The following is a 25479-nucleotide window of genomic DNA, read 5'->3' as shown; positions in this document are numbered from 1 at the left end:
CATGTCTCTCACAACTTTTTTGGCTGAACTAGATGGCCTTATTCAGGAACTGGAAAAAGACCTGGATAAGGCCTCGTCTATTTCTCAGTTAGAAGAGGTCCGGATTCGTTATCTTAGCCGTAAAGGAAGACTGGCTGAGGTAATGAAGGGACTGCCTAAACTTGCTCCAGAAGAAAGGCCTGAAGCTGGACGCAAAGCCAATGAAATAAAAGAAAAGTTAAGTAGTCTGTGGGAAGCAAAAAAAAGGTTTTTTGAACAAAAGGAAAAAGAAGAGCGGTTACGCGACTTTGACCCCACCTTGCCAGGCCGTATTCCACCTGTAGGCACTTTACATCCCATTACCTTGGTGATTGAAGAAGTTTCTGCTATTTTTACTTCTTTGGGCTTTGAAGTGGTTTTAGGGCCTGAGGTGGAGACAGATTTTTACAATTTTGAGGCCTTAAACATCCCCCCTGAGCACCCTGCCAGGGATATGCAAGACAGTTTATATATCACGGATAAAACCCTTTTGCGTACCCATACTTCTCCTTTACAAGTAAGGACCATGTTGGCCAAAAAGCCTCCTGTGGCAGCCATTGCTCCAGGCAAGGTTTACAGGCGGGACTCTGATTTGACCCATAGTCCCATGTTCCATCAAATAGAAGGTTTTTTGGTAGATAAAAAGGTTACCATGGCTGACCTAAGGGGGACTTTAACCCTGTTTTTACATAGAGTATTTGGTAGTGAGACCAGAGTACGTTTTCGTCCCAGTTTTTTCCCCTTTACAGAACCCAGTGCAGAGGTGGATATTAGTTGTGTAATGTGTGGAGGAAAAGGAAAGGTAGCTGGTAAGACCTGCCGCGTGTGTAAGGAAACAGGCTGGGTGGAGATTTTGGGTTGTGGCATGATAGACCCGGCTGTGTTTAAGATGGTCAATTATGACCCAGAAGAATACTCTGGTTTTGCCTTTGGTCTGGGCGTAGAAAGGATTGCTATGCTCAAATATTCTATTGGTGATTTACGCATTTTCTTTGATAATAACCTTCGCTTTTTAAAGCAGTTTGTATAAACTCCCGCTTTTTTTGAGGTTTTTCTTATGTTGCTTAGTCTAAATTGGTTAAAAGATTTTGTTCCCTTTGCTGGAGATGTAGAAGACCTGGCCCATCGTTTAACCATGGTTGGTCTGGAAGTGGAAGAAATAGCCTCTCCTTTTGCCTACCTGGAAACAGTAGTGGTGGGTAAGGTAGTGGAGTGTAAGCCTCATCCCAAAAGTGACCACCTGTCTTTGTGTAAGGTGGATGTGGGTACAGAAGTCTTGCCTATAGTTTGTGGTGCTCCCAATGTGGCCCAAGACCAGCTGGTTCCTGTAGCATTGATTGGAACTACCTTACCTTCTGGGCTGACTATCAAAAAGGCCAAGCTAAGAGGTGAGCTTTCTGTGGGCATGATTTGTTCGGCCCAGGAATTGGAACTGGGTGAGGATAGCTCTGGGATTTGGGTTTTAAATCAAGAATTTTCTAATCTCAAAGTGGGAGATAATCTGATAGATGCCTTGGGGCTGGATAGGTATGTTCTGGACATTGGAATTACTCCCAATAGGGCAGATTGTTTGAGCGTGCTGGGATTGGCCAGAGAAGTGGCAGTGCTTTATTCTTTGCCCTTGCAACTTCCTTGCGTGGAGGTGAAAGAAAGTACAGAAGAGATAGACTATGAAATAGAAATCAAGGCCCCAGAGGATTGTTATCTTTATCAGGCCAGATTGTTAACAGATTGTACTTTAAAGGAAAGCCCTGCCTGGCTTAGATTTCGTTTACTTGCTTCAGGTATCAGACCCATTAATAATATCGTAGATGTAACCAACTATGTGATGTTGGAATTGGGTCAACCTTTACACTCCTTTGACCGCAAACTTTTAGCCGGGAAGAAAATCCAGGTGGACCTGGCCAGAGAAGGCCAGGATTTTACTACCTTAGATGGCAAAAAGAGAAAACTTTTGCGTTCGGATTTGCTTATCTGGGATGCAGAAAAACCTGTGGCCCTGGCTGGAGTCATGGGAGGAGAAAACAGTGAAATCAATGAAAACTCTACAGAGGTTTTATTGGAATGCGCTGTTTTTAACCCTGTTACCATTAGAAAAACCGCACGCAGACTGGGGTTAAGTAGTGAATCCTCCTATCGTTTTGAACGCGGTATTGACCAGCTTTTATCTCCCTTTGCCCTGGAAAGGGCCACTTATCTGTTGCAACAACTTACTCAGGCCAGGGTATTAAGAGGCGTAGCCAGAAAAGAGACCAAACCCTATAAAGAGAGACTAATTATCTTTAGGCCTGGAAAGGTAAGTGAACTGCTGGGCATAGAAATTTCTGAGGAATTTTGCTCTAAGACTTTAGAGAGTTTGGGCTGTGGATTGCAACCTGGAGCTGAAAAGTGGCTGGTAACTCCTCCCAGTTATCGCCAGGATCTGGAAAGGGAAGTGGACCTTATAGAAGAGGTGGGACGCATTTATGGTCTGGATAGAATTCCTGCTACCTTGCCCAAGGTAAGTAAGAGTTTAAAGGTAGAAAAAGAAGATTGGTTTCAGTTTTTGAGTAAAATAAAGCACTGGGCTAAAGGCGTGGGCTTAAACGAAGCCATTAACTATAGTTTTGTGGCAGAAGAGACCCTGGATTTGTTGCAGAAAGAAGACAAAGAGCAAAGGGTTTATATTTTAAATCCCTTAAGCGAAGAACAAAATGTCCTGCGCACTAACCTGCTGGCTGGAATTTTAAATACTGTTCGAGTGAACTTTGGACGAGAAAATAGGGACTTACGCCTTTTTGAAGTGGCCAAAACCTTTTTTTTGGATAAAGAGCAAGAGACCCTGTGTCGAGAAGAGCACAGGCTGGCCCTTTTACTTACAGGCAGTAGAGAGGGAAATTTTTGGCCTTATTCCGCAGACAAGAAGGTTGATTATCTGGATTTAAAGGGGTTGGTAGAGCATTTGGCCCAGGTCTTTGGTTGTCAGGATTTAGAATTTCGTCTTGTGGAAAATAAGGATTTTTATCTTAAACCCTGGGTAAAAGTCTTCCAGCAAGGAGAAGAGATTGGTTTTCTGGGATTGGTAGAAGAGGAAATAGCTGATAGGTTTGAGGCCAATCAAGAACTATGGTATGCAGATTTAAATTTGGAAAAGATTTTTGCTTGTTATCAACAAAAAAGATATAGCTTTCAAGAATTACCCAAGTTCCCAGGTACTACCAGGGACATTACTCTAGTTTGTCCTTTGAGTTTAAAGTTAGTTGAAGTTTTAGAGGTAATTTCTGAACTTAAAGTGGCTTTGCTGGAAGAAGTGCGGGTAATAGATATTTTTTATCCTCAAGGTAAAGCAGAAAAGAATGTTACCTTAAGGTTATTTTATCGTTCCAAGGACAAGAGTCTCAAAGATAAAGAAGTAAATAAAATTCACGATAAGATTGGTAAAACCTTACTGGAGAAGTTAGATGTACGTTTTCCCTAGACAAAAATAAATTTCTGTTTTTTGAGGGCGAACCTTTTTGGGGTTCGCCTTTGTTTTTTCAAAGCAATGAAAAGTAGATATTATAAAATAGGTGAAGTGGCCAGAGAGTTGGAATTAGAGCCTTATGTCCTGCGTTTCTGGGAAAAGGAGTTTCCCCAGCTTACTCCTGAGCGTTCCAGTAAGGGCCAGCGTCTTTATACTGAAGAACACTTAAAACTTTTAAAACGCATCAAGTATCTCCTTTATGAAGAAAAGTTGACCATTGAAGGAGCAAAGCTTCGCTTACAGGAGCATAACCGCTGGTTAGAAAAAGTAGAAGATATTAGAAAGGAGTTAAAAGATATTTTAAAATTGCTGGACTAAATTTTTATCCTCTGAAGATAAAACCTTTTTGCTTCTTGAAAAGTCCCCTGAAAAACCAATTGGTTTTTCTCTAAAACTATTCCTTCCAGGCATAATTCTTCCAGCAAATTAGTTTCGTGCGCACTAATAAGTAAAGTAAGTTCTGGCTTGAGTTTTAAATAGGAGATAAAAAGTTCTCTTTGAACTTCATCTAGGCCAATAAAAGGCTCATCTAAAAGCAATATTGGGGGATTTAAAATAATGCTTCTTAAAAGCAGAATTTTATTCTTTTGGCCAAAAGACAGGTGCTTAAACTTTATTTTAGCCAAATCCAAGCAGGAAAATTTTTTCATCAGGTCTAAGGTCTTTTGCTTGTCCTGTGCTTGCAAAGGTTTAAAGGGATGGTAGCTGGCGTAAAGACCTGTGGCAATGATTTGCCAGGCTTTTAAATCCTGGTCAAAATAGTTTTTTATTTCTGGAGAGAAAAAGCCCAAGTTTTTTTCCCGAATATTTCTGGGAGGTAAGTTTTGTCCTTTAAAAATAAGCTCTCCACCTTTTAAGGGATAGATTTCTCCTTTAACCAGTTTAAAAAAGGTGGTTTTTCCACTTCCATTAGGGCCTAAGATAGCAAGCTTAGCACCTTCTTTTATGTTTAGCTCTTTTACTTCCAAAAGGGTTTTATGCTCTCTTTTTACCAGACATTTTTTTAGCGAGAGCAGAGTGGGACTGGAAGGAAGTTGAGAAGAAAATTTGTTTTTAGGCAGGGTAGTTTTAGGGTTGGTACAGGGAACCAGGGTTTGGTCTTTTATGCATAAGTAATTAACAGGGAAGGGAAAATCTATTTTGTGATGAGAAGTTAAAACCAGAGCGGCTTTATGGGTTTGCAGATACTTGCTTAATAACTGGATAAGGTCCTGGCTGGCTTTTGGGTCCAGATTTAAAAATAGTTCGTCTAAAAAGAGAAATTGGGGTTTGCTAAAAAAGGTGCGGGCCAAAAGTACCTTTCTAGCTTCTCCTGTGGATAAACTGAAAAAATTTCTTTGCAGGAAAGGGGTTAAGCCAAGGAAGTTGGTTAGTTGTTTTAATTCTTCAGGCAAGCTGGCAAAGGATAGGGTGGGAAAAATTTCTCCCTTGAGTCCAGAAGCTAAAATTTCCTGTACTTTAAAGTTTAATTCCTGCTCCCAGTAAAAATCCACATCTTCAGGTTTGAGATAGCTGATATAAGGCCTTAGGGTTAAGGGTGAGTGGGAATAAGTATTGTTTAGGTAATAAATTCTGGTTTTAATCTCCTCAGGTTTTGGAGATAGATAGCCCAGTAAGAAGTCTAAAAGAGAGCTTTTCCCACTTCCATTGGGCCCCAGGATAAAGAAGTGTTTTCCTGAAGAGATGGTAAGAGAGAGGTCTTTAAGTAATAGCTTATCCTGGCGGTAGATATTAGCTTTTTTGAGCTCAATTTTCATACTCAAAAGGTAAAGGAGAAGGGATTAAAAGGCAAGGCTTAAAGCTGGCCTTTAAGCCTTGCGGGAGGTGTTTATGCGGGCTAGGAGGTAGCCATTTAAGAGCAAAGATAGGCCCAGGATTATTTTCAGGAAAAGAGAAGGGGTGTTGTTTAAAGTTTTTGGCTTTTTTAAAGAACTGGGTTCCAGGTAAAAGACTTTTTTATGCCCCATGCCTGCCTTTATTTCCACCTTTACCCTTTGAGTAAAGGGAGGAAGGGCAAACCGACCCTGAAAATCGGTTTGCCCCCTAAGAAGTATGTCTCTGGTTGTAGGGTCAATAACTTTTACTTCAGCAAAAGAGGCGCTTTCTTGAGGTAAAAAATAGACCTCAAAGTAAGGTAGTTCCTGGGTATAGAGATTGCAACCAAGCCCGTGAGCCAGAGAGGAAGAAGGCAGGCCAAGCAAAAACCAAAAAATCCAGAAAACCATCTAGCGCACCTCAAAGGTCAATACAGACCTTATTACATGCTTGTCATAATCAGGGGAAGAAACCTGCTCTTCTTTTTCCACCCTTACCATCCAGATGCCAGGGGCAGTAATCTTGATGTAGGCTATACCTTGTTCATTGCTTTGGGTGAGATAGGCATAGGTGCCTTCCTGGAGAGAAAAACGGTCATAAGTGGCTCGCACTTCCAGGGAAAAGGGCTTCCCTTTATAAGTTATTTGCACAGGTAAAAGGTCTCCTGCTTTTAAAAAATAGGGATTTATTAGGGGGGTTATTTCCAGAATTTGTCCGGTTTTGTGCTTAAAGAAGCTGTCTTGGGGAGAAACCTGGCCCACATTTATAATGGTTTTGGCCAGCTTTTCATATTTTCCACTGCTAAGAACTCCAGTTAAGCCCTTTTTACTTTGTTGCTTCCAGCCAGAAGTGGTTTTGGTCCAGATCATTCCCTCGCGATGGCCTAAAAGGATGTAAGTCCCTTCTGCCTGAGGCTCAAAACTGCCGTCTAGGGTAAGGAGTTGCTCATTAGGCTTTAAGCTTAAACTTTGTTTTTGCTGAGAAGGGGTTAAGAGGGTGATTTTTACCTTATCCACAGGCTCTGTTTCTTCACTGAGCATAAAAGTATGGGCAGAAATCACCTGAAAAGGATTAACCTGTCCCAGGGACAGGGAAAAATAATAGGGCTTGAGGATAAATTCATGGGCCAGGGCATTACTTATGCCCCACAAAAGAAAAAAAATGGTTAAAAAGAATCTTTTCATTTTTACCTCCTGAGAAAATATTTGCGTTTTGTGTTATTGTTTTTATTTTTTTATGTCAACATAAAATTTAAAAAATAGTATTACTAAAAGGTAAAGAAAATGTTACCTGGTGGTAATGAAGGGTAAATTTTTTGAACCTTAGCTTGACCTGATGCAAAATATTTTTTAGTCTTTTTCAGGTAGGTCTAAATATTTTAGGAGGTTAGCTATGAAAAAGGTGTTGGTGGGTGTAATAAGCATATTGCTTTTAAGTGTGTCTTTGGGATGGGCCCAGTCCACTTTAAAGTTATTAACCTGGAAGGGGTATGCTCCCAAGGAACTGGTGGAAAAGTTTGAAAAACAGACAGGAATTAAGGTGGAAGTCACCTATTCCAACAATGAGGAGATGATTGCCAAATTAAGGGCAACCAGAGGAGGTGGGTTTGATTTAATTCAGCCCAGCCAGGATAGGATTGCCTCTGTTCAGGCCAAATATCACATTTATCAACCCTTGGACTACTCCAAAATAAAGACAGAAAACATCATTCCTTCCATGTTAGAAGCAGTAAAAAAGAATACTTTGGTCCAGGGAAAATCCTATGCAGTGCTTTTGCTGGGGGACTTCTGGACTTATTGTCAATAAGAAGTTCGCTCCAGAAGCCAGTGACTATACAGACCTGTTAAATCCCAAATACAAAGGTAGAATTAGTTATCGTTTGAAAAGACCTACCCTTATTGGTTTGGCCTTTGCTTTGGGTTATAATCCCTTTGAACTTTACTCCAATCCTCAAGAATATGCTAAGATGATGGAAAAAATTGGAGAAAAGCTTATTGCCAGCAAATCCCTGGTGAAGAACTACTGGACCAATGGAGATGCCTTGCTGGAGCTCTTGCGTTCCAAGGAAGTTTTTGTGGCCATGGGCTGGGATGGTGGTGGCTGGAAGTTACATAAGGAAAATCCTGATATTGATTTTGTTGCTCCCAAAAGTGGGGCCCTGGGCTGGATAGATACCTTTGCCCTGCCTGCCAAGGCCAAGAATGTAGACGCTGCCTATAAGTGGATTAACTTTATGTTAGAGCCAGAAAATGCTGCTTATTTTACCAACAAGGAAGGGTATTTTACTGCTTCCAAAGGGGTAGAAAAGTTCTTACTGCCTGAAATTAAAGATAATTTGACACGCTCCTTTTCTTCTGCTGACATTGACAACATTAAATGGTATCCCCCTGTGCCAGCTCAGATTGAGGCCATTGAGGCCAAAATCCTAGATAAAGTAAAAGCTGCTCGTTAAAAATAATTTAAAGGCCCTGTTTTTAGGGCAGGGCCTTTATTGAGGTTCTTATGGTAGTTGATCTTAAAGTAGAAAAGGTAAGCAAGGTTTTTGGGACATTTAAGGCTGTAGATGAAGTTTCCTTTGAGGTGGTTTCTGGGAATTTTTTTTCCATTTTAGGCCCTTCTGGATGTGGTAAAACAACTTTGCTGAGAATGATTGCTGGATTTTTAGAACCTACAGAGGGCCAGATTTACATCAGGCAGAAGCTGGTTAATGGCATTCCGCCCAATCAAAGGCCCGTGAATCTGGTTTTTCAGAATTTAGCTCTTTTTCCCATGATGAATGTGTTTGAAAATATAGCCTTTGGACTGAAGAGAAGAAAGGTAGAGAAAAAGGTTATTGAAGCCAAAGTAAAAGATATTTTAGCCAGGGTGGGATTGTCTGGTTTTGAGAAGAAAAAAATCAATGAACTTTCCGGAGGACAAAAACAAAGGGTAGCCATTGCCAGAGCTCTGGTTTTAGAACCTTCGGTATTACTTTTAGATGAGCCCCTGGGCGCTTTGGATTTGAAGCTAAGAGAGCAGATGAAAGTAGAATTAAAGAAGCTTCAGGCAGAAGTGGGCACTACTTTTGTCTACATTACCCATGACCAGTCAGAAGCTCTGGTTATGTCTGATTTTGTGGCCGTAATGAATAAGGGCAGATTTGAACAAATAGATACTCCTCAAAATTTGTACCGCAGCCCCAAGACTGCCTTTGTAGCTAAGTTTGTAGGAGATAACAATGCCCTAGAAGGAGAGATGCTTAAAAAAGAAGGGGAAATGGTTCTGGTTTCTGCCTATGGTCATGAGTTCTGGGTAAGGGCTGGCTCCTATCGCTTGGGTAAAAAAATAAGTGTATTTATTCGACCAGAAAGCTTTTTGTTGGAGCCTGAGGAAAATTTGAGCAAGGTTAACAGGTTAAAGGTAAAGATAAAGGATATCCTTTTTGATGGAGCCAATTCTAAATTGCTCTGCCTTTTACCTGCAGGACCAGAAATAATGGTTGCCTTGCCCCAAAATAAAAAGTTTGCTCATCTTAAGCCCGGAGATGACTTAAACATTGGCTGGTTTTATGAGGACAGCCTAGCCTTTTCTTAAGGAGAATCCCAGGTGGCAGGGAAAAAACTTGGCTTTTATGTATTTTTTATTCCAGTGTTTTTGTGGTTATTTTTGCTCATTGTGGTTCCTCATATTGAGCTGTTTTTAATGTCCTTGCGCACTGAGGATTGGGTGGGTAATACTTCCTGGAGTCTTGCCAATTATAAGAATTTTTTTTCTGAGCCCATTTATTGGCTGACTTTTGTGCGCACAGCCATTTATTCTATCCTGGTTACCTGTATAACCGCTATTATTGCCTTTCCTGTGGCTTTTTTTATTACCAAGGTGGCCAATCCTCGCTTTAGTGGCTTTTTAGCTGTATTATTACTCATGCCCTTTTGGGTAAGTGAGTTGGTTCGGGTCTATGGCTGGATGATTTTACTGCGGGAAAGTGGGGTTATAAACCACTTTTTGTTACAACTGGGACTAATTTCTAAGTCTGTGGAAATGTTGTATAACGACATTTCCATGGTCATGGTCCTGGTTTACACCTCCATGCTCTTTATGGTGGTGCCTTTGCTTTCAGTTCTGGAGAGTTTAGATGATAGTTTAATTGAAGCTGCCTATGATTTAGGGGCTTCTTCCTGGACCATTCTGACCAAAATTATTTTACCTCATTCCAAGCCAGGCCTTACTTCTGGCGCTATAGTGGTTTTTATGCTTACTTTGGGCAATTATCTTACTCCCAATCTGATTGGGGGTAAAAGCTCTCTTTGGTTTACTGAACAGATTTATACCCAGTTTATTGCCAGTTTTAACTGGAATCAGGGTGCAGCTTTTGGCTTTTTGCTTTTAGCTTTATCCAGCTTGATTATCTGGATAGGCCTGAAATTAACTAGACAAAATTTGACCAAGGTAGTGCAATGATTAGAACTCTTCCCCACAGTAAAAGCTATTCCTTTTTGTTTAAACTATACATTGTGCTTTTTTATATTTTTCTCTTTGCTCCACTTCTAATTACCTGTGTACTCGCCTTTAATAATTCTGACTTTCCCAGTTTGCCCTGGAAGGGGTTTTCTCTGGATTGGTTTTTGGCCAAGGGCCCAGATAGAGTGGGTATTTTTTATGACAGCAATAACCTTAGGAGTATTTGGGTAAGTATCAAGACTGCTCTGGTCGTAAGTTTTTTCTCTTTAGTCGTAGGCACCATGGGAGCCTTTCTCTTTGAACAGGAGAATTTTAGATTCAAGCAAGCCCTGTATATGTTGACCCTTGCTCCTCTGGTAATTCCCGGGGTTATTTTGGGCATCTCCATTTTATTGGCCAGCAATGGCCTGGGGGTGTTTTTGGAGAACCATTTTGGTTGGGATGTGTCCCTTTTGGCCCCTGGCTTCTGGCTGGTGGTGTTGGGTCAGTTTTCTTTTATTACCACCTTTGTGGTGCTGGTGGTTTCAGCCAGGTTGAAAAAATTTGATCGGACTCTGGAAGAGGCTGCTTTAAATTTGGGAGCTAACCGCTGGCAGGTAATATGGCACATTACCTTAAGATATTTAAAACCTTCTCTTATTGGTTCTGGAGCAGTGGCCTTTTTAATGAGTTTTGAAAACTTCAATACTACCCTTTTTCTGGTAGGCTCTGAACCTACCTTGCCCATAAATCTTTACTTGCAGGTAAGAGATGGAAGTACGCCAGTTATTAACGCCATTTCCTTTTTGATGATTGTCTTTACTTCTACCCTGGCCTTAATAAATCTTTATTTTAGCCATAAAAAGGAGTAGTTAGCTTTTTAAGGCCTTTATAATCCAATCTGGCCTGTTGGTGGAAAGAGAAGTCACTCCCAGTTCCTTTAATTTTCGGGCCAGGGCAAGATTGTCCACTGTCCAGACATTAAAAATCCACTGCCTTTTTATTATTTCTGGAGCCAAGTTTTGACAGTGTCGTAAGTCTGCCAGAGTAGAAAGACCATCTAGATGCGCCTTTTCCACCTTGGTAATGGTCTCTTGGTACATATTTTTACTTAAGGCATGGTTATAGCCATATTCAACTATCCACAAGAGGGTATGGTCTGGAAGATATTTTTTTAGGGTACTAACCACTTCTAAGTTAAAGCTAAATAAAACCAATCTATTTTTTTGTTCTGGGTATTTGTGGATTAGCTCTAAAAGAGGGTCAATTATCTTTAAATCACTTTTTATTTCTATGTAAAGCTCTAGGTTTTGAGGTATTTTGTTTAAAACATCTTCTAAAAGAGGTATTTTTTCCGTATTAAATTCTGTTCCATACCAGCTACCAACATCTATGTCTTTTAACACTTCATAAGAGCTATCTTCTATGATGTGGCTTTCACTACCAGTTCTATCAGTGTTAAGGTCATGTATGACTACTATTTTTTTATCTTTAGTTAGGTGTACATCCATTTCTATTCCGTCTACCTGTTGAGTTATCGCCAGGTTAAAAGCAGCCCAGGTGTTTTCCGGGGCATAAAAGGAAGCTCCTCTGTGGGCGATTATTTTCATTTGCGTGTTTCCTTTCTTTAAAAAGTAAAATTTTTTAATTGGGTTATGGCCTGTTTTTTATTTTCTTCCAGGGTTTTTCTATCCCAATTGAGTTTTGTACAAAATATATCCTGGATTTTTTCTATAGCCAGAATACTTTTTTCCACATTTATTTCTGCCAAATCAATTCTTCTGGCCAAAAAATCCAGAAAATTAAATACATATTCTTCTTCTAAACAATAAACCACTTCAGCCAGGATATAGGGAAAACCCTCTAGGATTCTTTCTGTAAGGTTTAGGTTTTTAGCTAACTCCAGGACTTTATAGGCTCTATCTCCATAGGTATTTAGTAAGTGGTTTAAGATGTCAGGGGCTAGTTCTTTTTGAGCCAGAAAGTTTTGTTTAAAGGCTTGGTCAAAGGTCTCACTGCCAAAGAGTTTGATTTGAGAAGTAAGGCATTTTTTAGCAGTTAGATTAAATTTGCTTAAGGTCAGGTCTAAGGTTTCCTGGGCCATTTTGCGAAAGGTCGTCCACTTACCACCTGCAATACTTACTAAATTATTCTCCATGATTTCAATGTAGTGCTCTCTACTCAAAGAAGCAGTGTCCTTACTGGAATTGTTTTTTAAAAGGGGTCTTAGGCCTGCCCAGGAAGAGGTAAGGTGTTTCACTTCCAGGGGGTAGTCAAAGTAGAGGTGAAAATATTGTAAGAGATAATCTATTTCTTCCTTACTTGGTTTTAAGGGGTCTTCTAAAGAAGATTGAATATCTGTGGTGCCCAGAAGGTAATGTTGATTAAACCAGGGTAAAAGAAAAATGACCCGATTATCTTTTGTTCTGGGAATTAAAAGGGCATAGGGGTCTTTTATCGGTAGTTTAAAAACCAGGTGAGAACCTTTGGAGTGAATTAAGAGGTCTTCAGCCCCGGGATTAGCCAGTTTTCTTATTTTATCCAGCCAGGGTCCTGTAGCGTTGATAACTACCTTGGCTTTTACTTCCAGGGTTTTTCCAGTTAACTTATCTACAAATACTACTCCTTTAATTTTCCCCTGGTGCAGGATAAAATCTTGCACTTCAGCGTAATTTAAGAGAGTAGCCCCATACTTACTGGCACTTTTTACCAGAGAGATAGCCAGCCTAAAGTCATTAAACTGGCCGTCATAGTAGATTAGACCTGCTTTTAGTTTTTTTTCTTTTAAGAAAGGAAAAATTTGGTAGGTGGTGTGGGCTGAAATAAGTTTGGTTCTACCCAGGGATTTATCCTTGGCAATAAAATCATAGAGGCAAAGCCCGGTAAAGAGGTAAGGTAGGTCTTTCCATCTATAAAGGGGGACAATAAAGGTTAAAGAGTGACAGAGATGAGGGGCATTTTGTAAGAGTAAAAAGCGCTCTTTTAAGGCTTCCTTTACTAACTGATACTGGCCTTTGTCCCGATGTCTTATGGCCTGCTCTAAATATCTGACCCCACCGTGTAAGAGTTTGCTGCTTTTACTGCTGGTGCCTGAAGCAAAGTCTTCTTTTTCCAGCAACAGGGTTTTAAGACCACGAGTGGCAGCATCCAGGGCCAGGCCACAACCAGTGGCTCCTCCTCCAATGACCACCAGGTCAAAAGTATTTTCTTTTAAACGAGTTTCCATTATTCCTTAAAACTTTCTTCCAAAGCCAAGAAAAATGCATCCACTGCCTTTTGGTCTATGGTTAAGGGAGGCAAAAGGCGTAGAATTTTATCTTGAGTAAGGTTGGTTATAAAGCCTTTGTTTAAAAGGGACTGCCAGATTTTTTTTCCTTCTTCTTGCAATTCAATGCCAAGCATCAGGCCCTTTCCCTTGATATTTTTTATTTTTTGAGGATATTTTTGAAGTAAGCTTTCCCCTTTGATGTAAAAATAATCTCCCAATTTTTGGGTATTTTCCACTAAGTTTTCCCTTTCTAATACTTCTAAAACCGTAGTACTTACAGCACAAGCCAGGGCATTTCCACCAAAGGTGGTTCCATGGGAGCCAGGAGTAAAGGCCTGAGCTACTTCCTCTTTGGCCAGAACTGCGCCTATGGGCAGCCCTCCTCCTAAGCCCTTGGCCGTGGTAATAATGTCTGGCTCCAGAGCAAAATGTTCATGAGCCCAGAACTTGCCTGTCCTGCCTATGCCTGTTTGTACTTCGTCTATAATCAGTAATAAGTCTTTTTGTTTACAAATTTCTTTAATTTGCAAGGCAAATTCAGGACTTAAGGGATTAACTCCTCCTTCTCCTTGAATCACCTCCAGCATGATAGCAGCAGTCTTAGAAGTGCAGTGCTCTTCTAGGGCCTGTACTTCGTTGAAGGGAATGGTTTTAAAGCCTGCAGGTAAAGGGGCAAAACCATCTTTTACTTTATCTTGCCCTGTAGCCGTAAGGGTGGCCAGAGTCCTGCCATGAAAGGAGTTGCTAAAGGTGATAATTTCGTAGCGTTCTTCTTTTTTTATTCTTTGAAAATAACGCCGAACCAGTTTTATGGCACCTTCGTTGGCTTCTGCACCTGAATTACAAAAGAAGATTTTTCTTTGGCCTGAGTATTTTTGTAATTTTTCAGCTAATTTTAGCTGCTCTTCCTGAAAAAAGAGATTGCTTACATGGATAAGTTTTTGGCTCTGTCTGGCTAGGGTTTGATTTATGGCTGGATGATTGTGTCCCAGAATACAAACAGCAATTCCTGCCAAAAAGTCATAGTACCTTTTTCCTTCAAAATCATAGAGAAAATATCCATCTCCCCGCTCAATGGCCAGGGGATATCTGGCATAGGTGGGCATTAACAACTCTTTTTCCTTTTGTTGAAATTCTTGTAAACTCTTCATATTTCTCTCCTAGAAAAGATATTTTTGCAGTAAAAAAAGATATAAAGTGAAACTAAAAATAGAGAGAAGTGTCGTTAGCATAACCAGACTTCTGGCCAGGTGTAAATCTCCTTTTAACTCCTGAGCCATTACATAGGTGGCAATGGCAGTGGGAGTGGCAGCTAAAATTAGGGCCACAGCCTTTTCTAGAGGTTCTATAGGAAAAAGTAAAAGGCAAAGATAGGTTAACAAAGGTAAGAAGAAAAGCTTACAGCCAGTAGAGAGCACAAGTATTTTTAAATTTCCCTTTATCTTTTCAAAGGTAAAAGTGCCACCTATGGAGATTAAAGCCAGAGGTAAAGTAAGTCCAGAGGAAAGAGCTATGGTCCTGTCAATAAGAATAGGAAGTTTTATTTCCCACAAACTAAAGGCAATACCCAAAAAAGAAGCTAAAATAAGAGGATTGAGTAAGATTTCTTTGACTATAATATGTTTAATAGAGACCTGAATGTCTTTGCGAAAGGCAAAGGCTAGCACAGAGATTAAATTGAGCAGAGGAGCCAGAAATCCCATTAAAACACTGCCAATCAGGAGCCCTTTATCTCCGTAGGCTTGATAGATTACAGAAAGTCCAATGTACGCCAAATTCCCCCGTAGAGAAGACATAACAAAAGTACCCTTTAGGGCCGGGGATTTGTTAGGTATATGCATAAAAGCTAGAAAACAAAGGATTAAGGCCAGATAAGAGGCTAAAACCAGATAGGGATTAAAGCTGGTTTTAAAGTCAGCTAGAGCTATTTTATAAAAGATAAGCAGGGGTAAGAAAACATAGTAGATAACTTTGTTGCCTTCTTGCAAAAAAGTTTCAGAGATTAAACCCACTTTTTTTAATCCATAACCCAGAAAAATCAGTAAAAACACAGGTAAAACTGTATTTAAAATGGCTAAAAAGGAATCCATAGTGTTAGTGGGGGGTAGTTATTGTTTGCCAGTATGTCCAAAACCTCCTGCCCCTCTTTTAGTTTCAGCCAGGGTATCAGCAGGAATAAGCTTGGCTCTAAAAAAAGGCAGGAAAATAAGCTGGGCTATGCGCTGGCCTTGTTCTATTTTTTGGGGAGTAGAGCTTAAGTTGTAAAGAGAGACAAAGATTTCCCCTCTATAATCTGGGTCCACCACGCCTACTCCCTGGGTTACCACCAGTCCTTCTTTGGTCCCTAGACCACTACGGGAAAAGATAAAGCCAGCTATATTCTTTTGAGTTATTTCTATGGCAATGCCAGTGGGAATTTTTTTCTTTTCCCCAGGAGCTATCCACAGTTCTTTTTCTGAGATACAGGCCCTAAGGTCCAGCCCGGCGGAGTGTTCTGTAGCATAGGTTAAGTTTTGAGGGGTACAAAGAGGGGATAAAAATTTGACTTTTACAGGAAGCTCATTCACTTTTACTTACTACTCCTTTGGCTTGAGGTAAAAAGAATAATAGAACTAACGCCTGGGGAAAGCAAGATGTAAATTGGAGGAAGGGGTTGGCTAGCAAAAAAAGAAAAGAGCGGGCAGATATTCTTTTGGTGCGAAAAAAACTGGTGGATTCTAGAGAAAAGGCCAAAAGGCTTATTATGGCTGGCCAGGTTTTCTTTCAAAGAGAGGGACACTGGTATCTGGTGGAAAAGCCTGGCAGTGCCTATTTAGAAGAAACAGAATTTAAACTCAAAGAAAAAGAGCGCTTTGTGAGTCGAGGGGGCTATAAACTTTTAACTGCCATTGAGCACTTTAAGTTACAGTTAAAGGATAAGGTGTGCCTGGATGTGGGAGCTTCTACTGGAGGATTTACAGATTGTCTTTTACAACACGGAGCCCAAAAGGTCTATGCCCTGGATGTGGGGGAAGGACAACTGGATTATAAATTGCGCCAGGATCCCAGGGTGATTAATCTGGAAAAGATAAACATTCGTTATGCCGAGCCAGAACTTTTGCCTGAAAAGGTAGATTTTTTGACCATAGATTGTTCCTTTATCAGTTTAAAGCTGGTCCTTCCTGCAGCATTGAAGTTTTTAAAGGCCAAAGGAGAAGTAGTTGCTCTGGTTAAGCCCCAGTTTGAAGTAGGCAAAGGCGAAACTAAAAAGGGAGTGGTGACTTCCTGGGATAAGCAACAGCAAGTGCTTACAGAGATATGTCTTAAGGTAGAAGAACTGGGACTGGAAGTTAGAGGTACGGTCCCTTCTAAAATCAAAGGCCCTAAAGGGAACCAGGAATATCTTCTCTATGCTTTAAAAAATGGAGAATAATTAAGGAGGAGAGTTAGCCTTGTTTAGACCAGTGGAGACTCTTACAGAGAAAAGAAGGGAGAAAATCAGGCAGGTTTTAAGCAAAAGACAAAAGGAACTTACTTTAATCCTGAACAATATTCATGACCCTCACAATGTTTCGGCTATTTTGAGAAGTTGTGATGCCTTTGGCGTGGGCTGGGTACATCTTTACTATTCAAAAGAAGCCTTTCCTGTACTGGGTAAAAAGTCTTCTGCTTCAGCCAAAAAATGGGTGGAGTGTATTCGGCACAAAGAGGCCAGAGACATGGTTGAATCTTTACAAAGTCAGGGATTTACCTTGGTTAGAACTGGTTTTTCTTCCACAGCTCTTAGGGTGCAGGATTGGGATTTTAGTAAACCTACGGCAGTTATTTTGGGTAATGAACACAGGGGCGTGGAAGAAGCCTTAATTAAACTTGTGCCCCATGAGCTTTATATCCCCATGGTGGGCATGGTGCAAAGTTTTAATGTTTCTGTAGCTGCAGCCATTATCTTGTATGAAGCCTTCAGGCAAAGAGAAAAAAAAGGCTTGTATGCAAGCCCTTCTTTAACTCCTGAAGAACTTGCTGAGTGGGAGCTAAAATGGGCGCAAAAATAAAAGCAGAGGAAAACATTTATCTAATAGGCCCCAGGGGAAGTGGAAAAACCACGGTGGGTAAATTGTTGGCTCAAAATTTAGAGTTTGCTTTTCTGGATACTGATGAGCTCATCGTTGAAAAAGAGGGGAAAAATATTACTCAACTGGTAGAAGAAAAGGGCTGGGACTATTTTCGTCTTCTGGAAACAGAAGTGCTTTACTTAACTGGTAATTTGACTAGTACTGTAATAGCTACTGGTGGTGGAATTATTTTAAAAAAGGAAAATAGAGCTTTTTTAAAACAGAAAAAATGGGTATTTTATTTAGAGGTAAGTGTTAAAGAAGTGTTAAAGAGACTTGGCCATAAAGAGGCCTTAACCAACAGGCCTCCTTTAACCAACCTGTCTTTAGAAAAAGAAATAGAAACAGTTTTACAGGAAAGGGAAAAATTTTATCTTGACTGTGCTACTGAAATTATAGATGGAAATAAAAATTTAGAACTAATTGTAAATGAGATTTTAAATAAGGTCAGAAAATGAGTGGAGATACCTTTGGCAGAATTTTTAGGTTAACTACTTTTGGAGAATCTCATGGCCCGGGCCTGGGCGGTGTAGTAGAAGGTTGCCCTCCAGGAATAGAACTTAGTGAAGAAATAATTCAAAGGGATTTGGACTTGCGTCGTCCTGGGCAGGGTATAGCGGCTACCAAGAGGAAAGAAGGGGATAAGGTTAAACTGCTTTCCGGGGTTTTTGAGGGTAAAACCACTGGTACTGCCATTGGTTTTTATATTGCCAATGAAGATATGCGTTCAAAAGATTATGGTTTCCTAAAGGATATCTATAGACCAGGGCATGCTGATTTTACCTATGCCCGGAAATACGGGATTCGAGACTATCGAGGTGGTGGCAGGGCTTCAGGTAGAGAAACTGTTTCCAGGGTAGTAGGAGGAGCTATTGCCAGGACCTTTTTAAAAACTTTAGGGATAGAAATTTTTAGCTATACTCTGGAGTTAGGAGGAATTAGAGCTCAAAGAGAAGATATAAGGGGATCTAAAAGCAGGCCTTTTTTTGCCCCTGAAACGGAAGTTATTTCCCTGTGGGAGCAAAGGATAAAAGAGGTGCGTAAGGCCGGAGATACGCTGGGTGGAATAGTGGAAATAGTGGTGGAAAATGTGCCTGCAGGTTTGGGAGAGCCTGTTTTTGACAAGCTGGATGCCAGATTGGCCTATGCCCTCATGGGAGTTGGAGCTGTAAAAGGAGTGGAAATAGGAAGTGGATTTGAAGCAGCCAGGCTTTTGGGCAGTGAAAATAATGACCCTTTGAGTAAAGAAGGCTTTTTAAGCAACCAGGCCGGAGGTATTTTGGGAGGAATCTCTTCTGGCCAACCTTTGGTTTTAAGAGCAGCGGTAAAACCCATTCCGTCTATTGCCAAACCCCAGAAAACCATCAATCAGCAGGGAGAAGAGGTAGAGATTCGTATTGGTGGAAGGCATGATATTTCAGCTATTCCCAGGATAGTTCCAGTATTGGAGGCAATGGTTTTGTTGGTGCTGGCGGATTTTGTCCTTTTACAACAAAGCAAAATAAAAAGGGAGTAAATTTTGGTTGCCTTTTATTTAAAAAAAATAATTTCGCGTCTGCTTTTCCCTTTGCCTTTGGCCCTGGAATTTATACTTTTAGGTGTCTATATCTGCTATAAAAATAAGAAAAAAAGAAACTATGGGATTGGGTTTGTAGTTTTTGGTGCAGTTTTTTTATTTTTAGTTTCTTCTGAACCTTTTATGGATCAGGTACTTTATCCCTTTGAACATCGCTATTTACCTTTAAATGAAATCCCTAAAGAACCCATTAGCTATATTGTGGTTTTAGGCGGAGGGCATGATAGTAATGAATTTTTGCCTCCCAATTCTGAGCTCCAGCCCTTGACTTTACCTAGGGTTATTGAAAGCATTAGATTGAAAAAGATGTTCCCAGGGGCTAAATTGATTTATTCTGGGGGTAAAATAAAGGACCAAAAGAGCAATGCCCAGGTAATGAAAGAAGTGGCTGTGTTGTTAGGAGTGCCTGCTACAGATATTTTAGTGGAAGAAACTTCTTTAGATACGAGAGAAGAAGTTTTAAATTTGAAGCGCTTATTAAAGGGTAAAAATTTTGTCCTGGTTACTTCAGCTACCCATATGCAAAGAGCTCTTTTACTTTTTCAAAAAGAAGGCCTTAATCCCATTCCCTCGCCCAGTCCTTACCTAACGAGAAAAACTTCCAATTATACCCTCTGGGAGTATTTTCCCTCTTATAAGGGAGTGCAAAAAAGCGAGAGGCTTTTTTACGAGCTTTTGGGCCTCCTTTGGTCTGACTTGAAGGGATATATTTAGTTTATTTACACATCCACAAGGCCATATGTTCAAAGCGTTTGAATATTTCGGAAGAGACTGAATTACTTTTGAAGAATAAACTAAAAATTTTTTCTTCCGAATCGCTTTTACCTAAAGCTACCACCCCAGCTTTTTTCTCTTTTGCAAAATTTAAAATAAGGGAACACACATCTTTTCCTTGGAGTATTTTGCTTTCAATGTGGGTACGAGGAAAGCCATTGCCAGTAATCTCTTCTTCTGCTTTTTTAAATAGTTGATAGGGATCTTTACTATCTTTATCTAAGATATGGAGAAGGTATATCTTGTGCTCTGGCTGGTCATTTAGAACAAATCCCACATGGTCAGCTACACAATAACTTTCTCTACTTCCATCTACACAAATAACTACATCTCTATTTTTGATTTGAGGCTCTCTACAGACCCAGACTGGAAAATCTATTTTAGCCTTTAAAATGTTTTTGGTTACACTTCCAAATATTTTTTCTTCTAAAAAGGAAAGGCCTCTATTGCCTAAGACTAACGCATCATATAACCCCTTATGGGCTTCATAAATTAAATCTTCTGCTGTAGAATAACTTTGATACTTAAAGATAGTTTTTATATGTTCTTTTTTAAAATTGTGGTTAACGAGGTAGTCTAGAGCTGTATTTAAAGCCTCTTGGCCTTTTTTCTGATAACTTTCTTTTAAATTATGTGTAATGAGAGCTTCACTACCGTTTTGGGGGTGATTTTTTTTGGGGTTGGGAGCGATGTAGATAAGGTCAATGAAGATGTTTTTGAGGTTGGTTAAAAAACTGGCTAAAAATTTTACTCCATAAAGTTTGGAATAATCTTCACTTACCGTAACCAGGAATTTTTTACTCAGTTCCATGTAGGATCTCCCTTTATTGGTTATTCTGGTTTTAAAACTAAAAAAGAGTAGTTTTTAAGTCAAGTTAAAGAAAAAAATAAAAGGAAACCCACCTCTTCTTAAGAAACCAGGTGGGTTAGGAGATTTGGGTTATTGGAGAAGGATTAGGAGGGCTATTTACCAAAATAACACTTGGGAAAAGTGCATTGCTTGCAATTAAGGCAAAGTCCGCCTTCAGCCATTTCAGCCAGGTCTTTGCGTTGAATGTTAACTCCAGCAATAAGTCTGGGTAAAATAAGGTCTAAGCTGGTCCTCTGGAAATAAAGGGCACAAGCTGGCACGCCCAGCACTTTTGCCTGGCCTATTTCCCCTATAAGGGTCATGGCTCCTGGCAAAATGGGTGCTCCATAGAGGTAATTTTTTAACCCAGCTTCTATTAGCCCTTTGCGGGTGACATCATCCGGGTCTACAGAAAGCCCCGCTGTGGTAATGACAAGGTCTGCCCCTTTCTCCAGGAGCAAGTGAACAGCGTCTTTTATTTCTTTAGTATTGTCCGGGCTTTTTACAGTGGCTATGACCTTGCTTCCCAGGGTTTCAACCTTATTGGTAATAATGGGTTCAAATTTATCTTCTATGTGTCCATAAAAGACCTCATTGCCAGTAATGAGAAGCCCTACTTTTTTTTCTGGTAGAGGCAGTACCTTAAAAAGAGGAGTATCCAAAAAACTTAAGGCCTGGAGAAAATACTTTTTTGCCAGATAAAGAGGAATAGCTCTGGTGCCAGCCAGGAGCCCATCTTTTTTGACCAGGGAGTAGTTTTGCCTGCAGGAACACATTACTTCTGGCACCAGGTTAAAGGAAACAAGTCTCTCCCTATCTACTACAAAGAGTCCATCCCTACTGGCTTTAAAGTTTATTTTTCCCTCTTTGGGAGGAAGGTCATAACTTACTCCAGGTCCAGCCATTTTTTGGGCAAAGGCTTCTGCTACTTCGTTTTCATGGATAAAATTTTGATTATCATCTAAGGGTTCGTAGAGATGTTCCTTGCCCATTTGCTGGAGTCGACAGAGATCGCCAGCACTGAGAATATCTCCTTTTTTAAAGACTGCTCCTTTGCTTTGGCCCGGGATTATTTGGGTAAGGTCGTGAGTTAAGGGTTTGCCCAGGGCCTTATGGGCTGGAATGGTTTTTAACTGAGGAGTACTAATTTCTGTATCCAGATAAGGACTTTCTCCCTGACAGGCACGGCAAATGGAGCCGTCCTTTAGAGGATAGGCTTCTTTACATAAGGGACAAATACCTATTTGAGAGCGCTTACTTTTGCTGACCAGATTTAAATTAACCTTTACCTCGGTAGTGGATAGAATGTTTTCTCCTTTTTCCCTTATTTCTTCCAGAATCTGGCTCAAGGATTGTTCTTTTTTGGGAACCAGTTTTAAAAACCAATCCCTTAAGGCAGGTGCCTGGTCTAATTTCTCGCTATCTACATATACTCTGACTCCTGTACCTTCATATTTGTCATAGAGGGTAAGGGCATAGCGGCCTAAGTTAAAAATCTTTAACCAGCCATTACCAATGGTACATAAAGTAAGGAGTTGCACAGCATCAGGGAGACACTTGGGGGTTTCACAGATAACGTCAAAAATGGTTTTGGGAGGAAGAAGTTTCTTACCCACTTCCAACATAACTCCACCTAAAAGTATGCCTGGAGCAGGACTACCGTGAAACTTTCTGACGACTTCAATAAATTCTTGAAAAGAGTATTCGCCCAAACGCATTTATTTTTCCTCACTTTTTTTATGTAAGTCTTGCCAGGAGAGAATTTCCTCTTCCTCTAGGCTGCTGTCTCCAATTTGCAACCAGGAAATCTTTTTTTTCACTTTTCCCAAGAGCATTCGGATTAAAATATAGATGGGAATAAATACTCCCACATATCCCAATTCAAAAGAAGTGGGCCAAAGGGGAAAGGTTACTTCATTAAAACGAAAACTAAGCCAGCCCAAAGCAAAGGGAATAGGCCAGAGAGAAGAAGCAAAAAGGGCTAAGCTGGCAAAAAAGGTTTTTCCAAAGGCTTCGTTGGCCAGGGTGTTGGCAGCTTTGTAGTGCTCTTTACTTTTAAATAGAATTGCCTTGATGGATAGGGTGTGGTTTTGGAGCATTTCCTGGTTTAATTGGTCAAAATAGGATTTATTGTAGCGATAAATTAAGACCATGGTTATTTCGCCTAGAAGTACACAGATAAGGCTTAGCACCCCATTGCCCAGGTAAAAGCCCAGAATGGGGATTTTAGGAATTCTAAAGAAGAAAATAAGCAAGGGGTCAATTAAGAGATAAAATTGTAATAAGTAGGACATAAGTTACCAGCTAAAAAGATATAAAACCTAGATAGGCTGTTGGCTTTAAAAAGGCAAGTAAGAGAAAAAAAACACAAGAAAAGAATTAGCTAGATTGGGTAATTTCTGCAAAGGCAGAGCCTATTTTGCGCAAAATACCAATGACCTCATCAATGACCTGGCAGTCTAGCTTTAGGTTGGCCATAAGGAGTTTACTTTGACAGTAAAAATAAAGGGCGTGAAGGTTTTTGGCTATTTCTCCCCCTTTTTCCATATTTAAACTGGAATCTAGCTCAGCTATACAATCCAAGGCCTTGGAGATTAAAATTCCCTTCTGGGCATAATCCTTTTCTTTTATTTTTTCCTTGGCTTGTTCCAGGTATTTGATTGCAGCTTCAAAGATTAGCACCACCAGTTCTTCTTGGGAAGTGGTATTTACCTGAACTTTAAGATAGTTTTGAGCTAGTTGCATTTTGGGTGTTCCTCCTTAAGAACTACTTCCACTACCTAAGGATTTGATTTGGGAAGATAGTTGAGTATCCAGTTGATTGTAGTAGCCCAGTAATTCTTCTAAACGGGCAAATCTATCTCGCAGGTCGCTTTCATAGCGCTCAATTCGTTTTTGTTCCCAGGCAATTTTTTCGTCTATATCTTCAATGATTTCATTATAATTGTCTTCCAGCACATTCAGGGGGCCTGTATCAGAGTCTGTTAGTTCATCTAGGCTGTCCCTTAATTCCAAAATTTTACCGTATTTTAAGCGCAGGGTTCCGCTATAGGTGCCATCTGTAAGATTGTCCACCTGAATGGCTAGACCCTTGGCATCTCCTTCGGTAGCGGTGAGAATATTATTGGAAATACTAGCTGTTTTGCCGTCTATGGTAGCAGAAGTAATCACTCCTCCACTCACCGTATAGGAGACAGTATAAACTCCTCCCTGGGTTATGCCAGAGATATGGGAATAATAGCGAAAATCAGAACTGGAGCTAGTAGGTACATAATCAGCACTAAAAATTTCAGCTACTGCTTGCGGGTCATTGCTTAAGGCTTCATCCAACTTGCTTTCATCTAGAAGTAGTTGTCCCAGAGTGGGAGAGGATTCATTGGCATCTGTGGTTATGCCTATGCTGGCAAGTACTGTGTAGGTATCACTATTGCGGTCAAAACCTATACCTTTAGAGGAGAGGATATCTTTTATTTTTTGCTGAATGATTTGCAGGCCATAGTTTCCAGTAAGTAGGGAGCCTTCTCCGGTGGAATTATCTACCTTGGTTTGCTCCCGAATAATGCTTAAGATACTATTTACCTGGTCCACAAAGGTAACGATTTGTTCTTTTATGGCCGAAGTATCATTACTTACAGTAAGTTGAACAGTTCCTGTATCTTTTAAGTTCAGAGTAAGCCCTGTGATCACATCATCCAGGGTATTGGAACTGCGTTCAATCCAGGTGCCATCACTGGGAAAACCATCTACCTTAATCTGGGAGTTTTGGGCACTTTGAGTTTCAAAAAAATCACTGTTGTCTATGCTAGAAGAGGCATCTGAATCAAAACTACTGGGACCACTACTAATAGTGATGCTATAATTACTGCCCAGATCCAGGCCTTTTAGCTGTAGATGGTAGGTATTATCTGATTTTTTGAGAATAGAAGCCCTGATACCCGGATTATTGGGGTCGTTGTTAATCAGGTTAACCAGGGTAGAAAGACTTGTCCCATCAGGAATGGTAAGGGTTACATTTTCTCCATTGTAAGTATAAGTTAAGGTTTCGTCTCCGCCGGTATTATTGATGATAGTATCTTCAGAGGCAAAGGAGTTTTTACTGACCAGGACATGATTTTGGGCCAGCTGGTTGATTTCAATGGAGTGAGTGCCCACCTGCGCTGAACTGGAAGCACTGGCAGTTAAAACAGTACTATCTGTGGTATCAGTGGTTTTGATAAAAAATTCTTGCAAGGAATCCATGCCCTTTAAGGTGCTTTCCAGGTTGAGCATGGCAATATTTAGTTCTTGAAAGGCAGTTATTTTATCCTGCCAGGATTGTTTCCAGGTTTGTAAACGAGTAATGTGCTGGCTTTCTAATTCCACCAGCTTGTTAATCATGGTGTCAAAATCTGTGCCTGAGCCAAGACCTGTAAAGTGGATTTGTCCTGAAGTGAGATAATCAGTTTCTGCAACCATTTTTCCCCCGGCAAAAAAGTCCTTTTGCCTGGAAAATATGCAAAAAGAATGCCTGAGTTAAAAAAAGGGTAGGCTGAGCCTACCCTTTTTTAGTCTAAGAAAGCACTTAAACATTAACCAGAAATCAATTGCAAGGCCATTCTGGGTAAGCTGTTGGCCTGAGCCAGCATGGCTACTGCAGATTGAGTGAGAATCTGTTGTCTTACGAATTCGGTCATTTCTGTGGCCACGTCCACGTCAGAGATACGAGATTCTGCAGCCTGGAGGTTCTCCGCCTGAATCTGTAAGTTGGTAATGGTGTTTTGCAATCTGTTTTGTAAAGCACCTAAAGAGGCCCTGATTCTATCCTTGGAAACAATGGCGTCTTGAATAGCAGTAAGGGCATTTTGGGCAGCACTTTGAGTGGAGATGGTATAACCAGCAGCAGTACTAGCAGCACTATTACCCAGGCCAAAGGCAGAGGCTGTGGCGGTTTGAATGGCAATGTAGTAATAGTCTTCTGCAGAATCATTACCTGTACCAAAGTGTACCTTTAAAGGACCTGTGGGAGTTAAGCCAGCACCATTGTGGTCATTGTACCAAGCAGATTGGTCAAGATGGGAAGTTCCTGCAGAGAGGTTTCCATTTAAGAGATAAATGCCATTAAAGTCTGTGGCATTGGCAATTCGGGTAATTTCTGAAGCCATGGCCTGATACTCAGAGTCAATAATC

27 protein-coding genes are annotated in these 25479 nt (G+C 40.4%); 13 read left to right on the top strand and 14 right to left on the bottom strand.

What is annotated here, in order from left to right; translation table 11 throughout:
- The first annotated feature begins 1 nt into the window (after window position 1).
- The 3 genes from pheS to ACTCIM_RS06965 all read left to right on the top strand — a co-directional run bounded on the left by pheS (window position 2) and on the right by ACTCIM_RS06965 (window position 3838).
- Window positions 2–1048 (top strand): phenylalanine--tRNA ligase subunit alpha, encoded by a 1047-nt coding sequence (gene pheS / locus ACTCIM_RS06975; protein WP_029967368.1) that lies wholly within the window; start codon window positions 2–4, stop codon window positions 1046–1048.
- Between the two features lie 27 nt (window positions 1049–1075).
- Window positions 1076–3475, top strand: coding sequence for a phenylalanine--tRNA ligase subunit beta (gene pheT / locus ACTCIM_RS06970; protein ID WP_472314687.1), 2400 nt, complete (start codon window positions 1076–1078; stop codon window positions 3473–3475).
- Between the two features lie 66 nt (window positions 3476–3541).
- Complete coding sequence (locus ACTCIM_RS06965) at window positions 3542–3838, top strand: MerR family transcriptional regulator (protein ID WP_029967372.1); 297 nt, start codon at window positions 3542–3544, stop codon at window positions 3836–3838.
- Here the strand turns inward: ACTCIM_RS06965 and ACTCIM_RS06960 are convergent.
- From ACTCIM_RS06960 to ACTCIM_RS06950, 3 genes are read right to left on the bottom strand one after another with little or no spacing between them, the layout of a single operon-like run.
- Window positions 3835–5277: an ATP-binding cassette domain-containing protein gene (locus ACTCIM_RS06960; protein ID WP_472314685.1), complete on the bottom strand. Its 1443-nt coding sequence runs from the start codon at window positions 5275–5277 to the stop codon at window positions 3835–3837. The genes ACTCIM_RS06965 and ACTCIM_RS06960 overlap by 4 nt on opposite strands.
- A gap of 51 nt (window positions 5278–5328) precedes the next feature.
- Window positions 5329–5745: a hypothetical protein gene (locus ACTCIM_RS06955; RefSeq protein ID WP_029967383.1), complete on the bottom strand. Its 417-nt coding sequence runs from the start codon at window positions 5743–5745 to the stop codon at window positions 5329–5331.
- Complete coding sequence (locus tag ACTCIM_RS06950; protein ID WP_472314682.1) at window positions 5746–6519, bottom strand: DUF4198 domain-containing protein; 774 nt, start codon at window positions 6517–6519, stop codon at window positions 5746–5748.
- Window positions 6520–6727: 208 nt separating this feature from the next.
- Between ACTCIM_RS06950 and ACTCIM_RS06945 the strand changes: the two genes are divergently transcribed.
- The 5 genes from ACTCIM_RS06945 to ACTCIM_RS06925 are packed head-to-tail and all read left to right on the top strand — an operon-like array spanning window position 6728 to window position 10626.
- Window positions 6728–7141 carry an extracellular solute-binding protein gene (locus tag ACTCIM_RS06945; RefSeq protein WP_472314680.1) on the top strand — a complete coding sequence of 138 codons (414 nt, stop codon included), beginning with the start codon at window positions 6728–6730 and terminating at the stop codon, window positions 7139–7141.
- Entirely contained in the window at window positions 7098–7787 is a 690-nt protein-coding gene (locus ACTCIM_RS06940) for an extracellular solute-binding protein (protein WP_472314679.1), read from the top strand. Before ACTCIM_RS06945 ends, ACTCIM_RS06940 begins: the two co-directional genes overlap by 44 nt.
- 50 nt (window positions 7788–7837) lie before the next feature.
- Window positions 7838–8908, top strand: coding sequence for an ABC transporter ATP-binding protein (locus tag ACTCIM_RS06935; protein ID WP_029967397.1), 1071 nt, complete (start codon window positions 7838–7840; stop codon window positions 8906–8908).
- A gap of 12 nt (window positions 8909–8920) precedes the next feature.
- Complete coding sequence (locus ACTCIM_RS06930; protein WP_029967398.1) at window positions 8921–9775, top strand: ABC transporter permease; 855 nt, start codon at window positions 8921–8923, stop codon at window positions 9773–9775.
- Window positions 9772–10626: an ABC transporter permease gene (locus tag ACTCIM_RS06925; protein ID WP_029967399.1), complete on the top strand. Its 855-nt coding sequence runs from the start codon at window positions 9772–9774 to the stop codon at window positions 10624–10626. The genes ACTCIM_RS06930 and ACTCIM_RS06925 overlap by 4 nt, the downstream gene beginning before the upstream one ends.
- Here the strand turns inward: ACTCIM_RS06925 and ACTCIM_RS06920 are convergent, their stop codons facing one another.
- From ACTCIM_RS06920 to dut, 5 genes are read right to left on the bottom strand one after another with little or no spacing between them, the layout of a single operon-like run.
- On the bottom strand, window positions 10627–11364 hold the full coding sequence (locus tag ACTCIM_RS06920; protein ID WP_472314676.1) for a glycerophosphodiester phosphodiesterase: 738 nt from the start codon (window positions 11362–11364) through the stop codon (window positions 10627–10629).
- 17 nt (window positions 11365–11381) lie between these two features.
- On the bottom strand, window positions 11382–12980 hold the full coding sequence (locus ACTCIM_RS06915) for a glycerol-3-phosphate dehydrogenase/oxidase (protein ID WP_472314673.1): 1599 nt from the start codon (window positions 12978–12980) through the stop codon (window positions 11382–11384).
- Window positions 12980–14173, bottom strand: a complete 1194-nt coding sequence (locus ACTCIM_RS06910) for an aspartate aminotransferase family protein (protein WP_464279087.1) — start codon at window positions 14171–14173, stop codon at window positions 12980–12982. Before ACTCIM_RS06910 ends, ACTCIM_RS06915 begins: the two co-directional genes overlap by 1 nt.
- Window positions 14174–14182: 9 nt before the next feature.
- The gene (locus ACTCIM_RS06905; RefSeq protein WP_464279088.1) at window positions 14183–15112 is read right to left on the bottom strand and encodes an AEC family transporter; all 930 of its coding nucleotides are present in this window, start codon (window positions 15110–15112) and stop codon (window positions 14183–14185) included.
- Window positions 15113–15130: 18 nt separating this feature from the next.
- Window positions 15131–15589: a dUTP diphosphatase gene (dut, locus tag ACTCIM_RS06900; protein ID WP_029967404.1), complete on the bottom strand. Its 459-nt coding sequence runs from the start codon at window positions 15587–15589 to the stop codon at window positions 15131–15133.
- Window positions 15590–15675: 86 nt separating this feature from the next.
- On the opposite strand from dut, the gene ACTCIM_RS06895 reads away from it, so the two are divergent.
- From ACTCIM_RS06895 to ACTCIM_RS06875, 5 genes are read left to right on the top strand one after another with little or no spacing between them, the layout of a single operon-like run.
- On the top strand, window positions 15676–16434 hold the full coding sequence (locus ACTCIM_RS06895; RefSeq protein ID WP_029967405.1) for a TlyA family RNA methyltransferase: 759 nt from the start codon (window positions 15676–15678) through the stop codon (window positions 16432–16434).
- 19 nt (window positions 16435–16453) lie between these two features.
- Window positions 16454–17053: a TrmH family RNA methyltransferase gene (locus tag ACTCIM_RS06890; protein ID WP_472314671.1), complete on the top strand. Its 600-nt coding sequence runs from the start codon at window positions 16454–16456 to the stop codon at window positions 17051–17053.
- On the top strand, window positions 17038–17571 hold the full coding sequence (gene aroL, locus ACTCIM_RS06885; RefSeq protein ID WP_472314670.1) for a shikimate kinase AroL: 534 nt from the start codon (window positions 17038–17040) through the stop codon (window positions 17569–17571). The genes ACTCIM_RS06890 and aroL overlap by 16 nt, the downstream gene beginning before the upstream one ends.
- Window positions 17568–18629, top strand: coding sequence for a chorismate synthase (gene aroC / locus ACTCIM_RS06880; protein ID WP_464279092.1), 1062 nt, complete (start codon window positions 17568–17570; stop codon window positions 18627–18629). The genes aroL and aroC overlap by 4 nt, the downstream gene beginning before the upstream one ends.
- A gap of 3 nt (window positions 18630–18632) precedes the next feature.
- A complete protein-coding gene (locus ACTCIM_RS06875; RefSeq protein WP_472314667.1) occupies window positions 18633–19403 on the top strand; it encodes an ElyC/SanA/YdcF family protein in 771 nt (256 codons plus the stop codon).
- A 1-nt stretch (window position 19404) separates the two neighbouring features.
- On the opposite strand, the gene ACTCIM_RS06870 is transcribed toward ACTCIM_RS06875, so the two are convergent.
- The 6 genes from ACTCIM_RS06870 to ACTCIM_RS06845 form a co-directional block, all read right to left on the bottom strand.
- The gene (locus tag ACTCIM_RS06870; protein ID WP_464279094.1) at window positions 19405–20274 is read right to left on the bottom strand and encodes a universal stress protein; all 870 of its coding nucleotides are present in this window, start codon (window positions 20272–20274) and stop codon (window positions 19405–19407) included.
- Between the two features lie 152 nt (window positions 20275–20426).
- A complete protein-coding gene (locus tag ACTCIM_RS06865) occupies window positions 20427–22031 on the bottom strand; it encodes an FmdE family protein (protein WP_472314665.1) in 1605 nt (534 codons plus the stop codon).
- Entirely contained in the window at window positions 22032–22607 is a 576-nt protein-coding gene (locus ACTCIM_RS06860) for a hypothetical protein (protein ID WP_035260881.1), read from the bottom strand. It abuts the gene before it with no gap.
- Window positions 22608–22692: 85 nt separating this feature from the next.
- Window positions 22693–23058, bottom strand: coding sequence for a flagellar export chaperone FliS (fliS, locus tag ACTCIM_RS06855; RefSeq protein ID WP_029970166.1), 366 nt, complete (start codon window positions 23056–23058; stop codon window positions 22693–22695).
- A 15-nt stretch (window positions 23059–23073) separates the two neighbouring features.
- The gene (fliD, locus tag ACTCIM_RS06850; protein ID WP_464279097.1) at window positions 23074–24768 is read right to left on the bottom strand and encodes a flagellar filament capping protein FliD; all 1695 of its coding nucleotides are present in this window, start codon (window positions 24766–24768) and stop codon (window positions 23074–23076) included.
- Window positions 24769–24881: 113 nt separating this feature from the next.
- Window positions 24882–25479: flagellin (locus ACTCIM_RS06845; RefSeq protein ID WP_472314663.1), on the bottom strand; the 598-nt coding region annotated here is incomplete at its 5' end.

Source organism: Desulfonauticus sp., assembly GCF_055126295.1.
The sequence above is the reverse complement of the archived record's forward strand: the minus strand, read 5'-3'. Positions and strand labels throughout refer to the sequence as shown.